Genomic DNA, 21537 nt, shown 5'->3' on the forward strand with positions numbered 1-21537 from the left:
GCGGCACTTTTTTTGAGGAGCAGTTATGGATCCGCGCAGTGAAGTACTGCTTCGTCAGCCCGAGTTGTTCCAGGGTTCGTTGTTGTTGGCCGGGTTGCCCGCCGACGATTTGCTTGGGCGCTTGCCCAACGCATTCGGCTGGTGCTGGCATGCCGGCGATCAAGCCGCGCTGGACGCCCGTTTCGAGGGCCGCAGCCATTTCGGCGTGAATGTCCCGGAGCGGGAATTCGACAGCGCCGTGGTGTTCCTGCCCAAGTCCAAGGACCTGACCGATTACATCCTCAACGCTGTGGCCTCACGTCTGGCCGGGCGCGAAGTGTTTCTGGTCGGGGAAAAACGCAGCGGCATCGAAGGCGCGTCCAAGCAGCTCAACCCGTTCGGCAAGCCGCGCAAACTCGACAGCGCGCGTCATTGTCAGCTCTGGCAAGTCACCGTGGCCAATGCCCCGGAAGCGAAATCCCTGGAAAGCCTGGCGCAGACCTATGAATTGCCACTGGCCGAAGGCCCGTTGAAAGTCATCAGCCTGCCGGGCGTGTTCAGCCACGGTCGACTGGATCGCGGCAGCGCCCTGCTGCTGGAGCATCTGGACAAGCTGCCGAGCGGCCATTTGCTCGACTTCGGTTGCGGCGCTGGCGTGTTGGGGGCTGCGGTCAAACGTCGCTATCCGCACAATCAAGTGACGTTGCTGGACGTGGATGCTTTCGCTGCTGCCAGCAGCCGTCTGACGCTGGCGGCCAACGGTCTGGAAGCTGAAGTGCTGACTGGTGACGGTATCGATGCTGCGCCGATGGGTTTGAATGCAATTCTGAGCAATCCACCGTTTCACGTCGGCGTGCACACCGATTATTTCGCCACGGAGAACTTGCTGCGAAAAGCGGCAAAACATCTGAAAAATGGCGGCGAACTACGCTTGGTGGCGAACAGCTTCCTCAAGTATCAACCGCTGATCGAAGAGCATCTTGGCGTGTGTGCGATCAAGGCTGAAGGCAATGGTTTCCGGATTTACCGGGCCAAGCGCGGCTGAAACTTCTTTTAAAAAAGAGGCTTGCTCAATCGGATTTGCCTAGGCAGAATCCGCTCCGTCCTAGGGGAGTAGTCTCCCACGAGCGCCAAGCTCGTCCGGCATACGTCAACATACTTGATCCTCAGATCATGGCGTATGCGACCCAAGCGTCCGCAGCAGACGGATCGCAGGGTTTGACAAGACCTATGACACGCACACCTTACCCGGGGCGGGAAGGCTGTACGTGTCATAGCCGTGTCGACCCGCCCCTTAGGAAATCCTGATGCTGGACTCGTTACTCGTTCCCACCGCAATCGTTGCCTTGGCCGAAATCGGCGACAAGACGCAACTGCTCGCGCTGATTCTCGCCGCTCGCTTTCGCAAACCCTGGCCGATCATTGCCGGCATCGTCGCTGCGACCCTGGCCAACCACGCAGCAGCCGGTGCGGTAGGCGCCTGGTTCGGCAGTTTCTTCTCGAATGCGACGCTGCACTGGATTCTCGCCGCCAGTTTTACGGCCACCGCTTTGTGGACGCTGGTTCCGGACAAAATGGACGACGATGAAACCAGCACCGCACGCAAGTTCGGGCCGTTCCTGACCACGCTGATTGCGTTTTTCCTCGCCGAAATGGGCGACAAGACCCAGGTCGCGACGGTGATGCTCGCCGCGCAATATCCGGAACTGTGGCTGGTGATTATCGGTACCACGGCGGGCATGTTGATTGCCAACGTGCCGGTGGTATTGGCGGGTAACTTTGCCGCGGACAAATTGCCGCTGACCTTGATCCGTCGCCTCGCGGCGTCGGCGTTCATGATTCTGGCGATCGTTGCGGTGTACAAGGCGATGCAGAGCAGTGGCTGGGTTTGACGGCGTAAGTCGATAGACCGCGTCAGCGTTCTTCATCGGAACGCCCCCCGGAGACAGGCTCGCTCCCACTTTGGAATGCATTCCAAATGTGGGAGCGAGCCTGCTCGCGAAGTGGCCGTCAGCCGACCTGTAAATCCATCAGGATTTAGGCGCCTGTTCGTACAGCGGCATAACCTTCGGAATCGCCGCCTGCAACGAGGCAATCCGGCTGGTCGAAGCCGGGTGAGTGCTCATGAACTCCGGCGGCGAACCTTCCGACGCCTTGCTCATCTTGTTCCACAAGGTGATCGCGGCGTTCGGGTTGTACCCGGCGCGCGCAGCCAGTTCCAGGCCGATCAGATCAGCTTCGTTTTCGTTGGCACGGCTGTTCGGCAGGGTCATGCCGTAGTTGGCCACAGTATCGGCCAGCGCCAGACTGTCCTGACCCAGACCGAGCAAGGCACCCGCGCCCTGCTTGGCCATTTCAATCCCGTAGGCCTTGGACATCGCTTCACGACCGTGCTCGCGCAGAGCGTGGGCGATTTCATGGCCCATGACCGCGGCGATTTCATCGTCGGTCAGCTTCAGGCTATCGATCAGCCCGGTGTAGAAAATGATCTTGCCGCCAGGCCCGCAGTTGGCATTGAGTTCATCACTCTTGATCAGATTGACCTCCCACTGCCACTGCGCCGCATCCGGACGGAAGTTCGGCGCCTGGGCGATCAGGCGGTTGGCAATCGCCTGAACCCGCTTGGCCTCAGGACTGGTCTTGTCCAGCACACCCTTGCTGGAGGCTTCACCGACAGTCTTCTGATACGACTGGGCATACATCTGGTCGACCTCTTGCGAGGACAGCATGCTGAACATGTACTGCTTGCGTTCCACACCCACGGCGCCGCCGCTGGTGGTGTTGACCGACTGACAACCGGCCAGCAACAGCGCTGCGCTCAGTGCACTTACAACCAATGTCTTGTTCATTCAAAAGCTCCCTGAAAACCTGCGCGTATCCTAGGCGGGTAATTGTATCGACGCCAGATACAACAGACGTGTTGCAGCGACTTTCAGACGTTTCCCACTTGAGCTGTCGTAAAAAATTCACAGCGATCGCCAGGCCCGCAGCAACTGCGTCGTGCACTGATCCATTTACGACATCGGCTTGCAATTGCACCTGCTCGCACTCATGGCCCAATGCCGCCTGCCGATACATCAGCGCAGACGTCCTCTTGCGTGCGGAGCTCCCATGAAGTTCAAGTCGATCCAGTTTTCCGTCGCTGCCCTGGCCGGCGCCATCGTCCTTAGCGTGGTGGCCGCGCTGGTGCTGTACGCGCTGTTTTCCGGCGCCCGTACGCAAGAGATGGTGCAACAGCGCACCCAGGCGCAGTTCGAGCAAGTCATCGAACAGCGCCTGACTTCGCTGGCACAAACCCAGGTCAGCCAGATCCAGCGCGAACTCGAAGCGCCGCTGCTGATTGCCGGCGGACTGGTGCGGGTCAACGCCCTGCTCGGCACACCGGGCGTCGATGGCCAGCCGCGCCTGACCGTCAGTCGCGAGCAGTTGATCAGTCTGATCAAAGAAAACGTCGAAAAGAACCCGAAAATTCTCGGTACGTATATCGGCTGGGAAAAAAACGCCCTCGACCACAATGACGCGGCCTACGTCGGCACCAGCGTGATCGGCATCGACGCGGCCAACGGGCGCTTCCTGCCGTGGTGGTTCCGCAACGACGACGGCACCCTCGGCCTGGACAAACTGGTCGACGTCGACGACCAGAAAACCCTGTCCACCGGCGTGCGCGCCAGCGAGTACTACCTGTGCTCGAAAGAGAGCAAAAAAGCCTGCGTGATCGATCCGGCGCCGTACAAGGTCGGCGACAAGATCGTCATGCTCGCCTCCTTCATTGAACCGATCATGCTCAATGGTGCCTTCCACGGCATCGTCGGTGCAGACCTGTCGGTGAACTTCATCCAGGAAATGCTCCTCGCTGCTAACCAGAAGCTCTACAGCGGCGCCGGGCAAATGGCGCTGATCGGCGGCAATGGCCGGATCGTTGCCTACACCAAAGACCCGAGCAAATTCGGTGAAAAAGTCAGCGACATCCTCGACGCCGAGCAGACCGCCAACATGGCCAATCTCAAGCGCGGCGAAGTGACTTACTCGGTCAACAAGGACAAGGGCCGCATCGAGTTGTACCTGCCGTTCGGCATCGGCCAGACCGACGCGCGCTGGACATTGATGCTGCAATTGCCTCTCGATGCAGTGATGGCTGATCTGCAGAAGCTGCAGGGTGATCTGGATGCGCAGCGTAAATCCGACACCTTCGGTATGGCCATGGTCGGTCTGCTCATCGCCGGCCTCGGCCTGCTAGTGATCTGGCTGGTCGGTCACGGCATCGCCCGGCCGCTGAAGCAGATGGTCGCGATGCTCAATGACATCGCTCAGGGCGAAGGTGATCTGACCCGCCGCTTGAGCAGCGATCGCAGCGATGAACTGGGCTCGATCGCCAAGGGTTTCAACACCTTCCTCGCCAAGTTGCAGGCGATGATCACTCAGGTGGTCACGTCGGTGCAGAGCGTCAGCGATTCCTCGGAACACACGGCCGACATCGCCATTCGCACCAACATCGGCATCCAGAAACAAATGGCCGAGATCGATCAGGTGGCCACGGCGGTACAGGAAATGACCGCCACCGCGCAGGACGTCGCGCGTAACGCGACGCAGGCTGCACAAGCGGCCAGCCATGCCGATCAGGCGGCGAGTCAGGGCATGCAGATCGTTCGTGACACGTCGAACTCGATCGGCGTGCTGGCGCTGGAAATCGGCAAGGCTGTAGATGTGGTGCAGACGCTGGCCAAGGACAGCGAGAACATCAACGCGATCCTCACGGCGATTCGCGGGATTGCCGAGCAGACCAATCTGCTGGCGCTGAACGCGGCGATTGAAGCGGCGCGTGCCGGCGAGCAGGGTCGTGGTTTTGCCGTGGTCGCCGACGAGGTGCGCAATCTGGCGCAGAAAACCCAGAAAGCCACCGAAGAGATCCAGTCCATGATCCAGCAACTGCAGCAGGGCACTCGCGATGTGGTGCGGGTCATGGAAGACAGTCAGAACCGCACTGATGAAAGCGTGCAACACGCGGCGAAAGCGGCTGAGGCGCTGGAGACGATTACGCAGGCGGTGTCGGTGATCAACGACATGAACACGCAGATTGCCAGCGCAGCGGAAGAACAGAGCGCGGTGGCCGATGACATCAATCGCAATGTGATCAACATCGGGCAAGTGGCGAATGAAGTGGCGGGGGGTGCGGATGAGTCGAGTTCGGCGAGTGCCGATTTGACCAAACTGGCGGAGCAGCAGCGGCGGTTGATCAATCAGTTCAAGGTCTGAAAAGCCAAGAGCCCCCTCACCCTAACCCTCTCCCAGAGGGAGAGGGGACTGACCGAGTTGTCTCCCGTCATACATCGACCTGAAATAACCAGTCGATTATGGATTCAAAGTAGAGCGTTCAAGTCGGTGTATTACTTCAATATCCCCCATTCAGTCCCCTCTCCCTCCGGGAGAGGGCTAGGGTGAGGGGCTTTTGATCTGCAGGCTTTAGCCCGGAGTCAAACACTCCGGCCCATTGAGCTTCGGATCATTGATCAGATTCGCCAACACCCGCTCACGCAACGCCGCCGGTTCACTGGCCAACAGCCCCTGCAACACATGCAACGGCGTCTCAGGATCCAGCCACGCCGCCTGCCCCGCCTCATCGAGAATCAACGGCCGCCGCTGACTCGACGCCGGTTGAGTAATCACCGCCGTACTCAACCACACCTGTTCCTGTACCGGATACGCCTCCCAGATCGCCGCAAAAAACAGTGACGAGCCTTCCCCCGGCGTCAGCCAGAACGGCCGCTTGCGCTGCGTTCCACGCCACTCGTAAAAACCATTCGCCGGCAGCAGGCAGCGACGCTGACGCAGTGCCTCACGAAACATCGGCTGCTCGGCTACGGTTTCAGCACGGGCATGCGCCGGTGTTTTCGACAAATCGGTCAGCCACGGCGGCGTCAATCCCCAACGGGCGCGGGCCAGAGCGCGCTGGCCATCTTCACCGGCACGCAGCATCAACACCGAATCATTGGGGGAAATGTTCCACTGCGCCTGCTGATCGGCGGGAAAACCTGGCAGGGCCGCGAAATCGCGGTTCCAGCGAAACAGGGCATAACGTCCACACATGGGGCAACACGACTCTGAAGTAAAACGAAGCTCAGCCTAACAGACCAGCGTCCCGGGAAAGCTCTCCGGTTCATCGCCGGGCAGCGGCAGCGCGGCATTGTACGCGGTGATCAGCTCGCGGGCGTATTCGGCCTGATCGTTATCCACAGACAAGCCCAACAGACCGAAGATCGGCAGCTCGCCCGTTCCACCGAGCAAATCACGGCCAATCAAGTGCGCCTCTATGCCTTCGCTGGCGAGCATGCCCTTGAGCATTTCACCTTCCATCAGGTTTTCCGGCTCATAGATTCGCTGCATGGGCGCGCCTCACTCGTTTTCGCTGAAGACTTCCAGAAACCAGTGCTCTTCATGGACCTGCAAGACGAACGTTATGGGCCGGCAACACACCTGACAGTCTTCGATATAGGTCTGATCGCCGCCGGACAAGTCCACCGTCGTCTCGACAGGCTCCCCACAATAGGGACATTCGTATTCAGCAGGTTCCAGCATCGCGGTCTCCCAAGTGACTTGTGCGTATAATCGCCGGTCTATTTGCAGGGCTATTTTTGTCTGGCTACTTTTTCAGACCGTGCCCCGCGGGTTTTCGATCAAAACCTTTACTTACCCTAGCCGTTTCCAACAAGAGAGCATGATGGGCGAATTCGATGCCATCCGACCTTACGACGACAGCGAAGTACCTGTGGTACTGGCAAGACTGCTCGGCGACAAGGCGTTTCTAGATATCCTCACCCACTTCCGCTTCCCGCGTTTTGCCGGTGCTTTCGGCTGGATGCTCAAACCACTTATAGCCCATCGGCTGCGTCGTGAGTTCGCCGACGTGACCTCGGTGGCGACTTTACAGGACAAGGTCGAGTCCTACGTCGACCACACCATCGAGCGCGCCACCGACGGCGTGACCTACACCGGTGTCGAGCAATTCAAGTCCGGCAGCGCCTATCTGTTCATCGCCAACCACCGCGACATCGTGATGGACCCGGCCTTCGTCAACTATGCCGTGTACCACGCCGGCCTGCCGACGCCGCGCATCGCAATTGGCGACAACCTGCTGCAAAAGCCGTTTGTCAGCGATCTGATGCGCCTGAACAAGAGCTTCATCGTCCACCGTTCGATCACCGGCCGTCGCGAGAAAATGGCCGCGTATCAGCTGCTGTCGGCGTACATCAACCACTCGATCCGCAACGATTGCGCCTCGATCTGGATCGCTCAGGCCGAAGGTCGGGCGAAGGACGGCGATGATCGCACCGAGTCGGCGATCCTCAAGATGTTCCACATGAGCCGCAAGGATGAGCCGTTCGGCGAAGTCATTCGCTCGTTGAACGTCACCCCCGTGTCGATCAGCTACGAATACGACCCGTGCGACCAGGCCAAGGCCCGCGAGCTGTTCATCCGCGCCACCACCGGCACCTACGCGAAAGCGCCGGGTGAGGATGACGTGAGCATCGCCAAGGGCATCACCGGCTACAAGGGCCGCGTGCATGTGAACTTTGCCGCGCCAATCACCGAGCTGTTCGAAGACACCAAGCAATTGGCGGTCGAAATGGACAAGCAGATTCTCGGCGGCTACCGGTTATTCCCGGTGCATTACCTGGCGTATGCGCAGTGGGCCGATGCTGATCCGCAGTTGAATGTGCCGAAAGCTGCCGAGGTATTCCCGGCGGATGAACTGGCCAAGGCGCAGGAAGAATGGCAGAGCCGGCTGGATGCTTGCCCTGCAGAGCACCGTCCGTATCTGGTGCTGCAATACGCGACGCCGGTGCGCAATCAGTACCGGGTCAAGGCTGGGTTGCCGCTGTAAGCGGTTTCCACCTGACGCAAAAACGGCGCCTTCGGGCGCCGTTTTTTATGCCTGAAGCTTTTAGAAGCGCGTGCTGATCCAGGAAACGACCAGGGCCAGAGCGAGGCAAGCAAAACCGAAGCGATAGAAAAACCGGTTCATGCGCAAGGTCGCCCAGTCCAGGATCGGCTCGGCATTCGGCTGCGCCTGACGCTGGGCGGCAATGCTGGCCATCGCGCGCTGTTCACGGCGGCGAGTGGCGTGCAGCAGCCAACTGCCCGGAAACGCCAACAGCAGCGCCAGCAAGTTGATCAACTTGGCGGGATGGGCGGTAAACAGCGTCATCAAGTGCAGCGACATCACAGACCTCTATCTGAACCGGTATGGCAGACGCCAGATCGACGACCGCGGCGCGGATTCTAACCAAACCTGCCGGTTCAACCCCAGTCTTTACGACAAATAACCTGACAATCGACCGATGGCTGTCCTGTGTCACGGCTTCGTCATGTGGATAGGCCACCCTGCGCGCCTCGAAACACACATGGAACGCGAAATGCTTCACGCTGAAAACCAGGATCGTCTGTACCTCATCACGCCTTACGACGAACAACAGAGCCTCGTCGGTAGTCTCGCTTTCAATGTGCAGGACCGCCATTGGCTGGTGTATTGCGCGCTAGGTGGGCATCAGCATGCGGATTTGCCTGAGACGGATTTGTTGACGGGCGTGAGCGTGCTCGACTTTTATTCTCAGGCTGCCTGAAAGCAAAAGCACCCTCACCCTAGCCCTCTCCCAGAGGGAGAGGGGACTGACCGAGGTGTTTATTCGAGGTACATCGACCTGAAAGTCCGAGGTGAATGTAGATCTCAAGAACAACGCAAATCGACCTGAAACTTCGAGGTGAATGAGGTCTCAAGAGCAACACAGGTCGGCTCCCTTTCCCCCTCGCCCCCCTTTGGGGGAGAGGGCTGGGGTGAGGGGGATCGATCTCCCATACGACACAAATTCCAACCCTGACACCCACAAAAAAGCCCGAAACCATCACTGGCCCCGGGCTTTTTCACATCAGCCGAAAACTTACTCAGCCAAAACCTGACCCACAGTCGGGTCCTTGAACAGACGCGTCAACGCATCGCTCAACACATCGCTGACCAGTTTGGTGTTGGTTTCCTGATTCGGCGCCATGCCGAAACGCTGGTCCAGCGACGCACCGTAACGGCCACTGTAACGGCGGTTGGCGTTCTGCACGTCGGAGCGGAAGGTTGCGCCGATGGTCGCTTCGGTCACGTACATGCCTTCTTTCGGCGACTGATACTTCAGCTCGGCCAGGGTCACGGTCAACTGCGGAGCATTCGGTGCGTTATTGGTCGGGGTGAACCCGAGCAGACGCACGGCGGCTTCAGCCTGAGCCTGCAGCTTGGGCAGGATCTGCTCGCGCTGCACGGTGATGGCGCTGGTTTCCGGGTACAGACCGCCACGGGTACCGAGGGTTGGCGACGGACGACCGTCAACCACACGCACGACAACGGGCTGGCCACGGCCGACCGCTGGCAGCTGGGTGGTCAGCTTCGGCTCCGGGTTCAGTTGTTGCGGGCTGTGGGCGCAGCCGGCCAGGGTCAAACCGGCCACAGTGATCAAACCGAACAACAGGCGTTGCAACATGCTCTTCTCTCCAGAATCAGGCACAAACAGGCCGGCAGTATAGCGGTCGGCCACTGCGGGTAACCAGCGCCCGACAGTGAATACTGAAATGTCTGACAAACCCTTGGGAAAGCGGTTCCTGTCACAGATTATTCACCCGGCATACACGTTCACGTCACGGCGCCTTGGCAACCTTGCAATCAGTCCCCCACAAGGTACTCAACCATGCGTTATCTGATCTCGTTGTTCGCACCGCGCCCGCTGCACCGCAGCTTCGCCCTGCTCGATCGCAATGGCCATTGTCAGGCATTCAAGCAGTGCAGCCTGCAACCAATGGGCGACGGTTGGGTGGAAATCGAAGAAATCCGCCTCAACTGGTTGCACCAGCCACTGCCCGCCAGCGCCCGCGTCATAGCGTCGCAGCCCCGTGCACGGGTGCAAGCGATGTTGAGCATCTGACCGGATGCCTAATAAAAGTCATTAAACACGAGCAACTGCCCGCATTTCTTCGATACAATCTCCCCCCGATTATAAGGACGTCTCCTGATCGGGCCCCGCAACAGCGTCAATGCGCATGCATTTGACATCAAAATCGCCCACAGAGAGCCGCCCACACAGATCGAGTGAAGTTGGCGCGCTTGCCTGTTCTTCCGGCAAAAACCCCGCTTTTCGCGAATCTGCAGAGCTGTCATGACGCTCGGCCACCGCGTTGTTTTTGCCCTCGGGCAAGGTGCCAGGCCTGGACAGCCCTTTTTTGAGGTTCACGTCTTCAAAAGAGCGTGAAAAAAACGGGTTTTCACAACTTCACAAGAGTGTGGCGAGCAAATGAAAAGTTTTGCGTCTGAACATGCACCATTAGCGTCTGAAACAGCCCAACGACACAGGACCGGGTATACCTCGAACATCGGAGCCTGAAGCCTGTCCGCTACGGATTTGGTTGCACAAAAACGGATGTCTCGACCATAAGTCGAATTGCCAGCTACGCGCTGAAATGAGTTCATGGAGCTCTTGAAAGCCAAGCCGCATACATCCGTCGAAGTTGCGAAAAATTGCGAAGATTCGGACATGGCGACCTGACCACGGATAGCTGGGGCATAACTGATCTGTCCCGGAACGCCTGGCAGCCATGCCGACAATTTGGTGCTGCAGATTTTGGAGACGCGTTAAATGGCGCATAACGAAGCAGTCGACGTAGTTCTGGTTGGGGCGGGCATCATGAGTGCCACCCTGGCCGTGCTGCTCAAAGAGCTCGACCCCGCGATCAAGCTGGAAGTCGTCGAGCTGATGGATTCCGGTGCTGCCGAGAGTTCCAACCCTTGGAACAACGCCGGTACCGGCCACGCCGGCCTGTGCGAGCTGAACTACACGCCGCAAGCCGCCGATGGCACCGTCGACATCAAGAAAGCCGTGCACATCAACACCCAGTTCGAGGTGTCGAAGCAGTTCTGGTCGTACCTGACCAAAAAAGGCACCTTCGGCTCGTGCAAATCCTTCATCAGCCCGGTGCCGCACCTGAGTTTCGTCCAGGGCGACAATGGTGTGTCCTTCCTCAAGTCCCGGTTCGATGTGCTGCACAAGCATCACGCGTTCTCCGACATGGAGTACACCGAAGACAAGGCCAAGATGGCCGAGTGGATGCCGCTGATGATGCCGGGCCGCTCGCCGGACGAAGTCCTCGCTGCCACTCGCGTGATGAACGGCACCGACGTCAACTTCGGCGCCCTGACCAATCAGTTGCTCAAGCACCTGACCAGCGCTCCCGACACGCAAGTCAAATACTGCAAGCGCGTCACCGGCCTCAAGCGTAACGGCGCCGGCTGGACCGTCAGCATCAAGGACGTCAACAACGGCAACACCCGTGAAGTCGATGCCAAGTTCGTTTTTCTCGGTGCTGGCGGCGCGGCGCTGCCGTTGCTGCAAGCCTCGGGCATCGAAGAAAGCAAAGGCTTCGGCGGCTTCCCGATCAGCGGCCAGTGGCTGCGTTGCGACAACCCGGAGGTGGTCAAGCACCACCAGGCCAAGGTGTACAGCCAGGCTGCGGTGGGTTCGCCACCGATGTCGGTGCCGCACCTCGACACCCGCGTGGTCGATGGCAAGAAATCCCTGCTGTTCGGGCCATACGCTGGTTTCACCACCAAGTTCCTCAAGCACGGTTCCTTCATGGACCTGCCGCTGTCGGTTCGCGCCGGCAACATCGGGCCGATGCTGGCTGTGGCGAAAAACAACATGGACCTGACCAAGTACCTGGTCAGCGAAGTGATGCAATCGATGGAGCAGCGTCTGGATTCCCTGCGCCGTTTCTACCCGGAGGCGAAAGCCGAAGACTGGCGCCTGGAGGTGGCTGGCCAACGGGTGCAGATCATAAAAAAAGACCCGAAAAAGGGCGGCATTCTGCAGTTCGGTACCGAGCTGGTTGCGGCCAAGGACGGCTCGCTCGCCGCCCTGCTCGGTGCTTCGCCGGGTGCGTCGGTGACCGTTTCGATCATGCTGGAACTGATCGAGAAGTGCTTCCCGGCCAAGGCCAAGGGTGAGTGGGCTGGCAAACTGGCCGAGATCTTCCCGGCCCGTGAAAAGGTCCTGGAAACCGATGCTGCGCTGTATCGCAAGATCAACACGCAGAACAACATCGCGCTGGAGCTGGTTGAAGAAAGCAGCGAGACCCCAAGCTACGCTTGATCTTGCCGCATAAAAAACGCCCCGATCGGGGCGTTTTTTATGGACGCCAGAATCAAAAGATCGCAGCCTTCGGCAGTTCCTACAGGGCCAACATAAATCCCATGTAGGAGCTGCCGAAGGCTGCGATCTTTTGATCTTGTCTTTTACCCTTAACCGCGGGACTTTTCGATCAGCTCGATGTATTCCGGGGCGTTGCGCTGATCGGCGATCAGCTCAACGAAGGTCTTGCCCTGCTCGTCTTTGCCATCAACGTCATAACCGGCAGCGACGAAGAAGCCCAGAAAGCGCTCGAAGTCATCGATACGCAGGCCACGGTAAGCCTTGATCAGTTTGTGCAGCGACGGCGAAGTGGCGTCGACCGGCTCAAAATCGAGGAACAGCTTGATCTGCTCATCGCCGATCTCGTCACCAATCACTTGTTTCTTATCTTTACGCATTGCCGACTCCAGCTCGCAGACATTACACGGGGCGGGCAGTTTACCCCTGCCCGGCCGCCCGGCTCAACGCGATCGCACAGCGCCGGTGTGCAAATCGGCCCAGATATGGCCGTTGGCGTAACTGAGGAATTGCACATACACGGTGTCATTGCGCAGCAGATCGATGATCACGCGGTATTGAGCCTGTGGATAAAACAGTGTCAGGGTTTTGCTCTTGTCGTCGTAGATCGGCTTTTTCAGGCTTTTGCTTTCGCCGTCGAAATTGACCAGCACCTGGGTGATCGTCGCGCCCTTGTTCAGGGATTTGCCTTTGAGGCGGATCATCAATGGCGACGTAACCGGAATCGGCTGCTGATTGGACTGGCGTTGCGCGCCGATCACTACGGAATAGTCGGTGACCTGCATGAGTTGCTGCTGCTCGGGCTCGGCATCGCGTACGGTCAGATCATCCGGCGGCAGGAACTGGCTGTGCATCGGCGCGGCGGACAGCGGCAGGCTGAGGGCCAGCAACAAGGCGGCAAAGCTGCGGATCAAGAGGCGCATGACAGGCTCCGGGGGGCGGGGCCGAGCACTCTAGCATGGGTATCGCGGATGGATCAGCACACACAAAACAACTGTGGGAGCGAGCCTGCTCGCGAAGGCAATTTCACATTCAACACTTATGCTGAATGAAAGATCGCTTTCGCGAGCAGGCTCGCTCCCACAGGGGATAGCGCGGGGGTCTTACATGCCTTTAACGGCAAAGATCCCGTTGGCGTTGCGCCAGTAGCCTTTGTAGTCCATGCCGTAACCGAAGATGTAACGGTCGATGCACGGCAGGCCGACGAAATCGGCTTTCAGGTCAGGACGCGCCTTGCGGTCGTGATCCTTGTCGATCAGCACAGCGGTGTGCACTTTGCGCGCGCCGGCGTGTTTGCAGAAGTCGATGATCGCGCCGAGGGTGTGACCTTCGTCGAGGATGTCGTCGATGATCAGCACGTCGCGATCGATGAACGAAACTTCCGGCTTGGCTTTCCAGAACAGGTCGCCGCCGCTGGTTTCGTTGCGATAACGGGTCGCGTGCAGGTAGGACGCTTCCAGCGGGAAGTGCAGATGGGTCAGCAGCTTGCCGGAGAAAATCAGGCCGCCGTTCATCACGCAGAACACCACCGGGTTGCTGTCAGCCAGTTGTTCGTTGATTTGTGCACCGACACGGGCGATGGCCGCCTCGACTTCAGCTTCGGTGTACAGGCAGTCAGCCTCTCGCATGATTTGACGGATATGCTCGAGATCAGCGGACATGGCGCTCTCCAGGGGGGAATGTGGGGGGGTATGGCTGCGAAAAGCGGGCAAAGGTACGCATCTCGCGGGGCCGAATCAAGCCTTTATGGACTAACGTACAGAATGTCCTATAGGACATCACCCTCGGATAGATTAATCTAGGCCGGTTTTTTTGCCCGCCGCCGGAGTTTTTCCATGCCCATCCTCGAGATCCGCCATCCGCTGATCCGTCATAAACTCGGCCTGATGCGCCGCGCCGATATCAGCACCAAGAACTTCCGTGAGCTCGCTCAGGAAGTCGGCGCCCTGTTGACCTATGAAGCTACAAAAGATTTGCCGCTGGAGTCCTACGATATTGCAGGCTGGTGCGGCACCGTGTCGGTCGAGAAGATCGCTGGCAAGAAGATTACCGTCGTGCCGATCCTGCGCGCCGGCATCGGCATGCTTGAAGGCGTGCTGAGCCTGATCCCGGGCGCCAAGGTCTCCGCTGTGGGCGTCGCCCGTAACGAAGAAACCCTGCAAGCGCACACCTATCTGGAAAAACTGGTTCCGGAAATCGACGAACGGTTGGCGATGATCATCGACCCGATGCTCGCCACTGGCAGTTCGATGGTTGCGACCATTGATCTGTTGAAGAAAGCCGGCTGCAAAGACATCCGCGCCATGGTGCTGGTTGCCGCGCCGGAAGGCATTGCTGCAGTAGAAAAAGCTCACCCGGACGTGACCATCTACACCGCGTCCATCGATGAGCGCTTGAACGAGCACGGTTACATCATCCCTGGACTTGGCGACGCCGGTGACAAGATCTTCGGCACCAAGCAGAAGGACGCGTAACCATGCAGCAAGAGTTCAACGATCCGCTCTGGCGCACGGTGCTGTCCGGCGCCCAGATGCTGTTCGTGGCTTTCGGCGCTTTGGTGCTGATGCCGCTGATCACGGGCCTGGACCCGAATGTGGCACTGTTTACCGCAGGTCTGGGAACGATTCTGTTCCAGATCGTCACCGGGCGTCAGGTGCCGGTGTTTCTGGCGTCGAGCTTCGCTTTCATCACCCCGATCATTCTCGCCAAGGGCCAGTTCGGCCTCGCCGCGACCATGGGCGGTGTGATGGCGGCCGGTTTCGTCTACACCTTCCTCGGTCTTGCCGTGAAGATCAAAGGCACTGGCTTCATCGACCGTTTGCTGCCGCCGGTGGTGATTGGTCCGGTGATCATTTCCATCGGCCTGGCCATGGCGCCGATTGCCGCGAACATGGCGATGGGCAAGGCTGGCGACGGTTCTGAACTGATCCATTACCAGACCGCAATGCTGATCTCGATGCCGGCATTGCTGACCACGTTGATCGTGGCGGTGTTCGGTAAAGGCATCTTCCGTCTGGTGCCGATCATTTCCGGTGTGCTGGTCGGTTTTGCTATGGCGTTCTATTTCGGCGTGGTCGACACGGCGAAGATTGCCGCTGCGCCATGGTTCGCGATCCCGCATTTCACCGCGCCGGAGTTCAACTGGCAGGCGATTCTGTTCATCGTGCCGGTGGCATTGGCCCCGGCGATTGAGCACATCGGTGGCGTGATTGCCGTCGGTAGCGTGACCGGTCGCGACTATCTGAAGAAGCCGGGCCTGCATCGCACCCTGCTCGGTGACGGCATTGCCACCACCGCAGCCGGCCTGTTCGGCGGTCCGCCAAACACCACCTACGCCGAAGTGACTGGCGCAGTGATGCTGACCAAGAACTACAACCCGAAAATCATGACCTGGGCGGCGATCTTTGCCATCAGCCTGGCGTTCATCGGCAAGTTCGGCGCGCTGCTGCAGAGCATTCCGGTACCGGTGATGGGCGGGATTCTGTGCCTGCTGTTCGGTTCGATCGCGGCGGTGGGCATGAACACCCTGATCCGTCACAAGATCGATCTGGGCGAAGCGCGCAATCTGGTGATCGTGTCGGTGACGTTGGTGTTCGGGATTGGCGGTGTGCTGGTCGGCACCGGTACCGGTCCGGACGACTTCGGCCTCAAAGGCATCGCGCTGTGCGCGGTGGTGGCGATTGCGCTGAACCTGATTCTGCCGGGCAATGATGGCTGGAAGAACAAGAAGGCGGATGAGCCGCTGATTTAAGGCCTGAAGATTTTTATTGCCTGACAGATAGCTATCGCGAGCAGGCTCACTCCTACAAGGTCAACGCAATACCTGTAGGAGTGAGCCTGCTCGCGATTTGCTTTTAGAGCGCCAGCGGTGCTCTTTCGCAGAGCGTCGCCAAGGCCTTAGCCCATTGCCGGTCGTCGTTCAGGCATGGCACCAGCACCAACTCCTCGCCCCCCGCTTCGCGGAACTGTTCCTTGCCGCGATCACCAATCTCCTCCAGCGTCTCGATGCAATCGGCGACAAACGCCGGGCACATCACCAGAATCTTCTTCACGCCGCTTTTCGCCAGTTCATCCAGCCGCGCTTCGGTGTACGGCTCGATCCACTTGGCCCGGCCCAGACGCGACTGAAACGACACCGACCATTTGCCATCCGGCAGGCCCATGCGCTCGGCGAACAACGCCGCTGTCCGCAGGCATTGCGCGCGATAACAGGTCGCCAATACCGCAGGCGAGGCGTTCTTGCAGCAGTCGTCATTCTTGAAGCAATGATTGCCGGTCGGATCGAGTTTGGTCAGATGCCGCTCAGGCAAACCGTGGAAGCTCAGCAGCAAGTGATCGTAATCCTGCTGCAGGTGCGGTCTGGCGCTTTCCACCAGCGCATCGAGGTATTCCGGCTGATCATAGAACGGCTGCAGCACCGACAATTGCACGTCGAGCTTGTTCTGGCGGATCACCCGTTTCGCTTCTTCGATCACCGTGGTCGTGGTGCTGTCGGCGAACTGTGGATAGAGCGGCGCCAGCGTGATGCGCTTGTGCCCCGCCGCGACCAGCTTGAGCAAACAGGTTTCAATCGACGGCTCGCCGTAACGCATGGCCAGTTCTACCGGGCCGTGGGTCCATTGCGTAGTCATCTGCTGTTGCAGGCGACGGCTGAGCACCACCAGCGGCGAACCCTCGTCCCACCAGATCGACGCATAGGCGTGGGCCGATTGCTCCGGGCGTTTGATCAGGATCAGCGACACCAACAGACGCCGCACCGGCCATGGCAGGTCGATCACGTACGGGTCCATCAGGAATTGATTGAGGTAGCTGCGCACATCGGCCACTGAGGTTGAGGCCGGGGAACCCAGGTTGACCAGAAGCAAGGCGTGATCGGTCATGCAACGTCCTATTTCAGAGGCGGCTGGAGAGATCGTCCAGGGCCGCGCGTAAATCCGTGAACTGGAAAGTGAAACCCGCTTCCAGCAAGCGTGCCGGCATAGCCTTCTGGCCGCCGAGCAACAACAAAGACATCTCGCCGAGGCCGACCTTCAGCGCCAGGGTCGGCATCGGCATGAACGCCGGGCGGTGCAACACGCTGCCCAGCGTCTTGGCAAAGTCGCGATTGCGCACCGGTTGCGGCGCGCAGGCATTATAAGGACCACTGGCCTGATCCCGGTGTAGAAGAAAATCAATCAGGGCGATTTGATCTTTGATATGAATCCACGGCATCCACTGCCGACCATTGCCCAAAGGCCCGCCCAGCCCGAGTTTGAACGGCAACAGCAAGCGCGACAAAAAGCCGCCCTCGGCAGACAGCACCAGCCCGGTGCGCACCAGCACTACACGAATGCCCTGCGCTTCGGCGCGCAGTGCGGTCTCTTCCCAGGCGATGCACAACTGACTGGCGAAATCGTCGATCACCGGCGGCGAATCTTCCGTTAGCTCGCGTTCCCCACCATCGCCGTACCAGCCGATCGCCGAACCGGAAATCAACAATGCCGGTTTCTGCGCGCGGATTTCGAGCCACGCCAACAGCGTTTCGGTGAGCTTGATACGGCTGCTCCACAACAACGCCTTGCGGCGATGGGTCCACGGCCGATCGGCAATTGGCGCGCCGGCCAGATTGATGATCGCGTCGACAGGCTCCTCGCCGAGGTCTTCCAGACGCGCGATGCCACGCACCTGCGCGCCACAGACTTTCGCGACTTTTTCCGGCTTGCGACTCCACACCGTCAGGCGATGCCCCTGCCCCGACCAGTGTCGGCAGAGCTGACGTCCTATCAAACCAGTACCGCCGGTCAGCAATATGTGCATGACATCTTCCTCGCGTGGCGTTTAACCCGGATCACTAGTCTATTTTTATAAGCAGGGATCTTTTCTATCGGGCAGGCTCTATTGTTTAACCATAGGCCAAGCTGTCAGAACGAGAATGCTAGAAGTTATACCAAAAAACAAAATTGTACAGGTTTCATCCACGGCGTAGTCTGTACAGAAAGGTAAACGAGGCCCCTATGACTGTACCTATCGCAATCATCGGCACCGGCATCGCCGGACTCTCCGCCGCCCAGGCTCTGACAGAGAGCGGGCACACCGTCCAGTTATTCGACAAGAGTCGCGGCAGCGGCGGGCGCATGTCGAGCAAGCGCAGCGACGCTGGCTCGCTGGACATGGGCGCGCAATATTTCACCGCGCGCGACCGGCGCTTCGTCACCGAAGTGCAACGCTGGCAAAGCCAGGGTTGGGTCGCCGAGTGGGCGCCGCAGCTCTACACCTACCAGGGCGGGCAACTGAACCTGTCGCCGGACGAGCAGACCCGTTGGGTCGGCACGCCGCGCATGAGCGCCATCACCCGTGGTTTGCTCAACGGTCTGGAAGTGCATTTCGCCTGCCGGATTACCGAAGTTTTTCGCGGTGAAGAACACTGGCATTTGCAAGACGCCGAAGGCTTCACCCACGGGCCGTTCAGCCACGTGGTGATTGCCACGCCAGCCCCGCAAGCGACGGCCTTGCTGGCCGCCGCACCGAAACTTGCCGGGGCCGCCGCCGGGGTGAAAATGGACCCGACCTGGGCCGTCGCCCTCGCCTTCGACACGCCGCTGGACACGCCCATCGAAGGTTGCTTTGTGCAGGACAGCCCGCTCGACTGGCTGGCGCGCAACCGCAGCAAACCGGGGCGCGACAACACCCTCGACACCTGGGTACTGCATGCCACCAGTGCGTGGAGTCGGCAACACATAGACCTGCCCAAGGAAGCAGTGATCGAGCAACTGCACGGTGCGTTCGCTGAACTGTTGCACAGCGCGATGCCGGCGCCGAGCTTCAGCCTCGCCCACCGCTGGCTCTATGCGCGACCCGCGACGGGCCACGAATGGGGCACGCTGGCCGATGCCGATCTGGGCTTGTACGCCTGCGGTGACTGGTGCCTGTCCGGGCGTGTCGAAGGCGCTTGGCTCAGTGGCCAGGAAGCTGCAAAGCGCTTACACGAACACCTGCAATGAACCGCATCAATCCGGGTAAATTGCTGCTGTCGAAATGGACAGCAGCTCACCCGCAAAACCGTGAAAAACATTTTCTGGTGACCGAGTTGTTCCGTGATGAGGAAGGCACGGTGCTGGAAGTCGAGTTGCAGGCGGTGTTGACCAAGCGTGCTGAGCGCCTCGATTGGCAAACCCTCAAGAACACCGATCACTGGTTATTGGGTTGGCAATAAAAATCCCTGTAGGAGTGAGCCTGCTCGCGATAGCGGTTTGTCAGTAACATCGATGTTGCCTGAGACGGCGCCATCGCGAGCAGGCTCACTCCTACAAGAAATCGCATCAACCGAAAAAGTTATACAAATAATTTGACTTGTACACCCATGAATCTATGCTGAGCAAAGTTGTACAGAGATCAACCTCTGTACAGGTATAGATTCGAGGTGCCCATGTCAGATCCTTGCCTAGCCAAGCCAAAAATCGCCATCAGCGCCTGCCTGCTGGGTGCCGAGGTGCGCTACAACGGTGGGCACAAGGAATCGCGCCTGTGCAGCCGCACCCTCACCGAGCATTTCGATTTCGTTCCGGTGTGTCCGGAGGTCGCGATCGGCCTGGGCATCCCGCGCGAACCGATCCGTCTCGTTGGCGATGCCGAGCATCCACAAGCGGTCGGCACGATGAACCGGGCGATCAACGTTACCCAGCCGCTGGCCGAATACGGCGAGAAAATGGCCGCCGAACTCAATGACATCTGCGGCTATATCTTCATGCAGCAATCACCGTCCTGCGGCCTGGAGCGGGTCAAGGTCTACCACGCCAACGGCGCCCCGGTGAACGGCGGCGGGCGCGGAATCTATGCCCACGCGTTCTGCGCCCGTCATCCGGATCTGCCCGTGGAAGAAGCCGGGCGCCTCAACGATCCGGTGCTGCGCGAGAACTTCATCACCCGCGTATTCGCCTATAGCGAATGGCAACAAGTCCTCGCCAATGGCCTGAGCCGTCGCGCCCTCACCGAATTTCATTCGCGCTACAAATATTTGCTGATGGCGCACAACCCGCTGCAATACAAAACACTGGGCAAACTGCTCGGCAACATGGCGCACACCGATCCCGCCGAACTCGGCCCGCGCTACTTCAGCGAACTGATGGCGGCGTTGAAAAAATGCGCCACGCGCGGCACCCACTGCAACGTGCTGCTGCACATCAGCGGTTATCTGAAACAGGTAATCAGCGCCGAAGACAAACAGGAAATGCAGCACGTCATCGGCCAGTACCGCCAGGGCATCGTGCCGCTGGTGGTGCCGTTGACGCTGCTCAAACACCACTTTCGCCTCCATCCGGATTCGTACATCGCGCAACAGGTTTACCTGCAACCGCACCCGGAAAACCTCAGCCTGCGAAACGCAATCTAATGAACGACAAAATGGATACCAGCGCCCAGGAAGACCTTGGCGCGGATTTTAAAAAAGCCCTCGACGAGGGCTGGCTGCCGATTCGCGAAGTCGCCCGGCAGACCGGCGTCAACGCGATCACTTTGCGTGCGTGGGAACGCCGCTACGGGCTGGTCGTGCCGCAACGCACGCCCAAGGGTCACCGGCTCTACTCCGCCGAACACGTGCAGCAAATTCTGGCCATTCTCACCTGGCTCAACCGTGGCGTTGCAGTCAGCCAAGTCAAACCGCTGCTCGACGCGCCACAGGCGTTCAACGAATCGGTGGAAAACGACTGGCAACGCTTGCGCCAAACCCTGCTTGCCGCCGTCACGCAACTCAATGAACGCAGCCTCGACGACAGCGTCAATCAGGCCATGGCGCTCTACCCGCCACGCACGTTGTGCGAGCAATTGCTGATGCCGCTGCTGGCGGAACTGGAGCAGCGCTGGCAAGGCCAGTTCGGCGCGCAGATGGAGCGGGTGTTCTTTTATTCGTGGTTACGCAGCAAATTCGGCACACGCATCTACCATAACAATCGTCAGTTACATGGCGCCCCGCTGTTATTGATCAATCATTCCGACCTGCCACTGGAACCTCATCTGTGGCTGTGCGCGTGGCTGATCAGTAGCGCTGATTGTCCGGTGCAAGTGTTTGACTGGCCGCTGCCGGCCGCCGAACTGGCGTTGGCGGTCGAACATCTGCAAGCCCGTGGCGTACTGCTGTATTCCAGCAAAGCCATGAACCTTGCGCAGTTGCCGAAACTATTGAACGGAGTCAGTTGCCCGAAAATGCTGGTCGGACCAACGGTATGCATCCACCACGCCGAGTTGTCCGTAAGAACTTCCGAGATGGCTGATGTGTTCCTGGCTGAAGACGCGCTGCTGGCGCACCAGGTACTCGTTCAGCGTGGGCTGATCTAATGGACGCAGTGAGTTCCGA

24 protein-coding genes and 1 riboswitch are annotated in these 21537 nt (G+C 59.3%); of the genes, 13 read left to right on the plus strand and 11 right to left on the minus strand.

Annotated features, from left to right (window positions below; genetic code table 11):
• The first annotated feature begins 25 nt into the window (after positions 1–25).
• The gene (locus VY732_RS24600) at positions 26–1024 is read left to right on the plus strand and encodes a class I SAM-dependent methyltransferase (RefSeq protein WP_102901153.1); all 999 of its coding nucleotides are present in this window, start codon (positions 26–28) and stop codon (positions 1022–1024) included.
• Between the two features lie 50 nt (positions 1025–1074).
• A riboswitch (yybP-ykoY riboswitch) is annotated at positions 1075–1199 on the plus strand.
• An 87-nt stretch (positions 1200–1286) separates the two neighbouring features.
• Positions 1287–1871 (plus strand): TMEM165/GDT1 family protein, encoded by a 585-nt coding sequence (locus tag VY732_RS24605; protein ID WP_077574495.1) that lies wholly within the window; start codon positions 1287–1289, stop codon positions 1869–1871.
• 138 nt (positions 1872–2009) lie between these two features.
• On the opposite strand, the gene VY732_RS24610 is transcribed toward VY732_RS24605, so the two are convergent.
• Positions 2010–2828 (minus strand): M48 family metallopeptidase, encoded by an 819-nt coding sequence (locus tag VY732_RS24610; RefSeq protein WP_007912815.1) that lies wholly within the window; start codon positions 2826–2828, stop codon positions 2010–2012.
• 262 nt (positions 2829–3090) lie between these two features.
• Here VY732_RS24610 and VY732_RS24615 point away from each other — a divergent pair, with 262 nt between their 5' ends.
• Positions 3091–5232, plus strand: a complete 2142-nt coding sequence (locus VY732_RS24615; RefSeq protein ID WP_331692082.1) for a methyl-accepting chemotaxis protein — start codon at positions 3091–3093, stop codon at positions 5230–5232.
• Between the two features lie 207 nt (positions 5233–5439).
• On the opposite strand, the gene VY732_RS24620 is transcribed toward VY732_RS24615, so the two are convergent.
• From VY732_RS24620 to VY732_RS24630, 3 genes are read right to left on the minus strand one after another with little or no spacing between them, the layout of a single operon-like run.
• The gene (locus VY732_RS24620; protein ID WP_034154341.1) at positions 5440–6063 is read right to left on the minus strand and encodes an SOS response-associated peptidase; all 624 of its coding nucleotides are present in this window, start codon (positions 6061–6063) and stop codon (positions 5440–5442) included.
• Between the two features lie 36 nt (positions 6064–6099).
• A complete protein-coding gene (locus VY732_RS24625) occupies positions 6100–6360 on the minus strand; it encodes a putative signal transducing protein (protein WP_007912819.1) in 261 nt (86 codons plus the stop codon).
• A gap of 9 nt (positions 6361–6369) precedes the next feature.
• Entirely contained in the window at positions 6370–6552 is a 183-nt protein-coding gene (locus VY732_RS24630; protein WP_116031510.1) for a CPXCG motif-containing cysteine-rich protein, read from the minus strand.
• A 142-nt stretch (positions 6553–6694) separates the two neighbouring features.
• Here VY732_RS24630 and VY732_RS24635 point away from each other — a divergent pair, with 142 nt between their 5' ends.
• Positions 6695–7858 (plus strand): 1-acyl-sn-glycerol-3-phosphate acyltransferase, encoded by a 1164-nt coding sequence (locus tag VY732_RS24635; RefSeq protein ID WP_176091772.1) that lies wholly within the window; start codon positions 6695–6697, stop codon positions 7856–7858.
• Positions 7859–7918: 60 nt separating this feature from the next.
• On the opposite strand, the gene VY732_RS24640 is transcribed toward VY732_RS24635, so the two are convergent.
• Positions 7919–8197: a hypothetical protein gene (locus VY732_RS24640; RefSeq protein WP_077574500.1), complete on the minus strand. Its 279-nt coding sequence runs from the start codon at positions 8195–8197 to the stop codon at positions 7919–7921.
• A gap of 193 nt (positions 8198–8390) precedes the next feature.
• Here VY732_RS24640 and VY732_RS24645 point away from each other — a divergent pair, with 193 nt between their 5' ends.
• Positions 8391–8597: a hypothetical protein gene (locus VY732_RS24645; RefSeq protein WP_008083982.1), complete on the plus strand. Its 207-nt coding sequence runs from the start codon at positions 8391–8393 to the stop codon at positions 8595–8597.
• Between the two features lie 315 nt (positions 8598–8912).
• Here VY732_RS24645 and VY732_RS24650 read toward each other — a convergent pair whose 3' ends face one another.
• Positions 8913–9497, minus strand: coding sequence for a YajG family lipoprotein (locus tag VY732_RS24650; RefSeq protein ID WP_008086137.1), 585 nt, complete (start codon positions 9495–9497; stop codon positions 8913–8915).
• A 204-nt stretch (positions 9498–9701) separates the two neighbouring features.
• Here VY732_RS24650 and VY732_RS24655 point away from each other — a divergent pair, with 204 nt between their 5' ends.
• Entirely contained in the window at positions 9702–9935 is a 234-nt protein-coding gene (locus tag VY732_RS24655) for a hypothetical protein (RefSeq protein WP_007912834.1), read from the plus strand.
• 708 nt (positions 9936–10643) lie between these two features.
• Entirely contained in the window at positions 10644–12152 is a 1509-nt protein-coding gene (gene mqo / locus VY732_RS24660) for a malate dehydrogenase (quinone) (RefSeq protein WP_331692086.1), read from the plus strand.
• Positions 12153–12301: 149 nt separating this feature from the next.
• Here the strand turns inward: mqo and VY732_RS24665 are convergent, their stop codons facing one another.
• The 3 genes from VY732_RS24665 to VY732_RS24675 all read right to left on the minus strand — a co-directional run bounded on the left by VY732_RS24665 (position 12302) and on the right by VY732_RS24675 (position 13870).
• Positions 12302–12589, minus strand: coding sequence for a PA4642 family protein (locus VY732_RS24665; protein ID WP_095123008.1), 288 nt, complete (start codon positions 12587–12589; stop codon positions 12302–12304).
• 63 nt (positions 12590–12652) lie between these two features.
• Complete coding sequence (locus tag VY732_RS24670; protein ID WP_077574502.1) at positions 12653–13132, minus strand: hypothetical protein; 480 nt, start codon at positions 13130–13132, stop codon at positions 12653–12655.
• A gap of 180 nt (positions 13133–13312) precedes the next feature.
• Complete coding sequence (locus VY732_RS24675; protein ID WP_064387625.1) at positions 13313–13870, minus strand: hypoxanthine-guanine phosphoribosyltransferase; 558 nt, start codon at positions 13868–13870, stop codon at positions 13313–13315.
• 174 nt (positions 13871–14044) lie between these two features.
• Here VY732_RS24675 and upp point away from each other — a divergent pair, with 174 nt between their 5' ends.
• The gene (gene upp, locus VY732_RS24680; RefSeq protein ID WP_007912842.1) at positions 14045–14683 is read left to right on the plus strand and encodes a uracil phosphoribosyltransferase; all 639 of its coding nucleotides are present in this window, start codon (positions 14045–14047) and stop codon (positions 14681–14683) included.
• Between the two features lie 2 nt (positions 14684–14685).
• Positions 14686–15960, plus strand: a complete 1275-nt coding sequence (locus tag VY732_RS24685; RefSeq protein WP_077574503.1) for a uracil-xanthine permease family protein — start codon at positions 14686–14688, stop codon at positions 15958–15960.
• Positions 15961–16063: 103 nt separating this feature from the next.
• Here the strand turns inward: VY732_RS24685 and hemH are convergent, their stop codons facing one another.
• Entirely contained in the window at positions 16064–17089 is a 1026-nt protein-coding gene (hemH, locus tag VY732_RS24690) for a ferrochelatase (RefSeq protein ID WP_331692090.1), read from the minus strand.
• 13 nt (positions 17090–17102) lie between these two features.
• On the minus strand, positions 17103–18005 hold the full coding sequence (locus tag VY732_RS24695; protein WP_331692092.1) for a TIGR01777 family oxidoreductase: 903 nt from the start codon (positions 18003–18005) through the stop codon (positions 17103–17105).
• A gap of 197 nt (positions 18006–18202) precedes the next feature.
• Here VY732_RS24695 and VY732_RS24700 point away from each other — a divergent pair, with 197 nt between their 5' ends.
• The 4 genes from VY732_RS24700 to VY732_RS24715 all read left to right on the plus strand — a co-directional run bounded on the left by VY732_RS24700 (position 18203) and on the right by VY732_RS24715 (position 21518).
• Positions 18203–19189, plus strand: coding sequence for an NAD(P)/FAD-dependent oxidoreductase (locus VY732_RS24700; RefSeq protein ID WP_331692093.1), 987 nt, complete (start codon positions 18203–18205; stop codon positions 19187–19189).
• Positions 19186–19401, plus strand: coding sequence for a TIGR02450 family Trp-rich protein (locus VY732_RS24705; RefSeq protein ID WP_077574507.1), 216 nt, complete (start codon positions 19186–19188; stop codon positions 19399–19401). The genes VY732_RS24700 and VY732_RS24705 overlap by 4 nt, the downstream gene beginning before the upstream one ends.
• A 213-nt stretch (positions 19402–19614) precedes the next feature.
• A complete protein-coding gene (locus VY732_RS24710) occupies positions 19615–20577 on the plus strand; it encodes a 2-thiouracil desulfurase family protein (RefSeq protein ID WP_331692094.1) in 963 nt (320 codons plus the stop codon).
• Positions 20577–21518 carry a MerR family transcriptional regulator gene (locus VY732_RS24715; RefSeq protein ID WP_331692096.1) on the plus strand — a complete coding sequence of 314 codons (942 nt, stop codon included), beginning with the start codon at positions 20577–20579 and terminating at the stop codon, positions 21516–21518. The genes VY732_RS24710 and VY732_RS24715 overlap by 1 nt, the downstream gene beginning before the upstream one ends.
• Positions 21519–21537 lie beyond the last annotated feature (19 nt).

It is taken from the genome of Pseudomonas sp. ZY71, from assembly GCF_036542145.1.
Classification (GTDB): Bacteria; Pseudomonadota; Gammaproteobacteria; order Pseudomonadales; family Pseudomonadaceae; genus Aquipseudomonas; species Aquipseudomonas koreensis_A.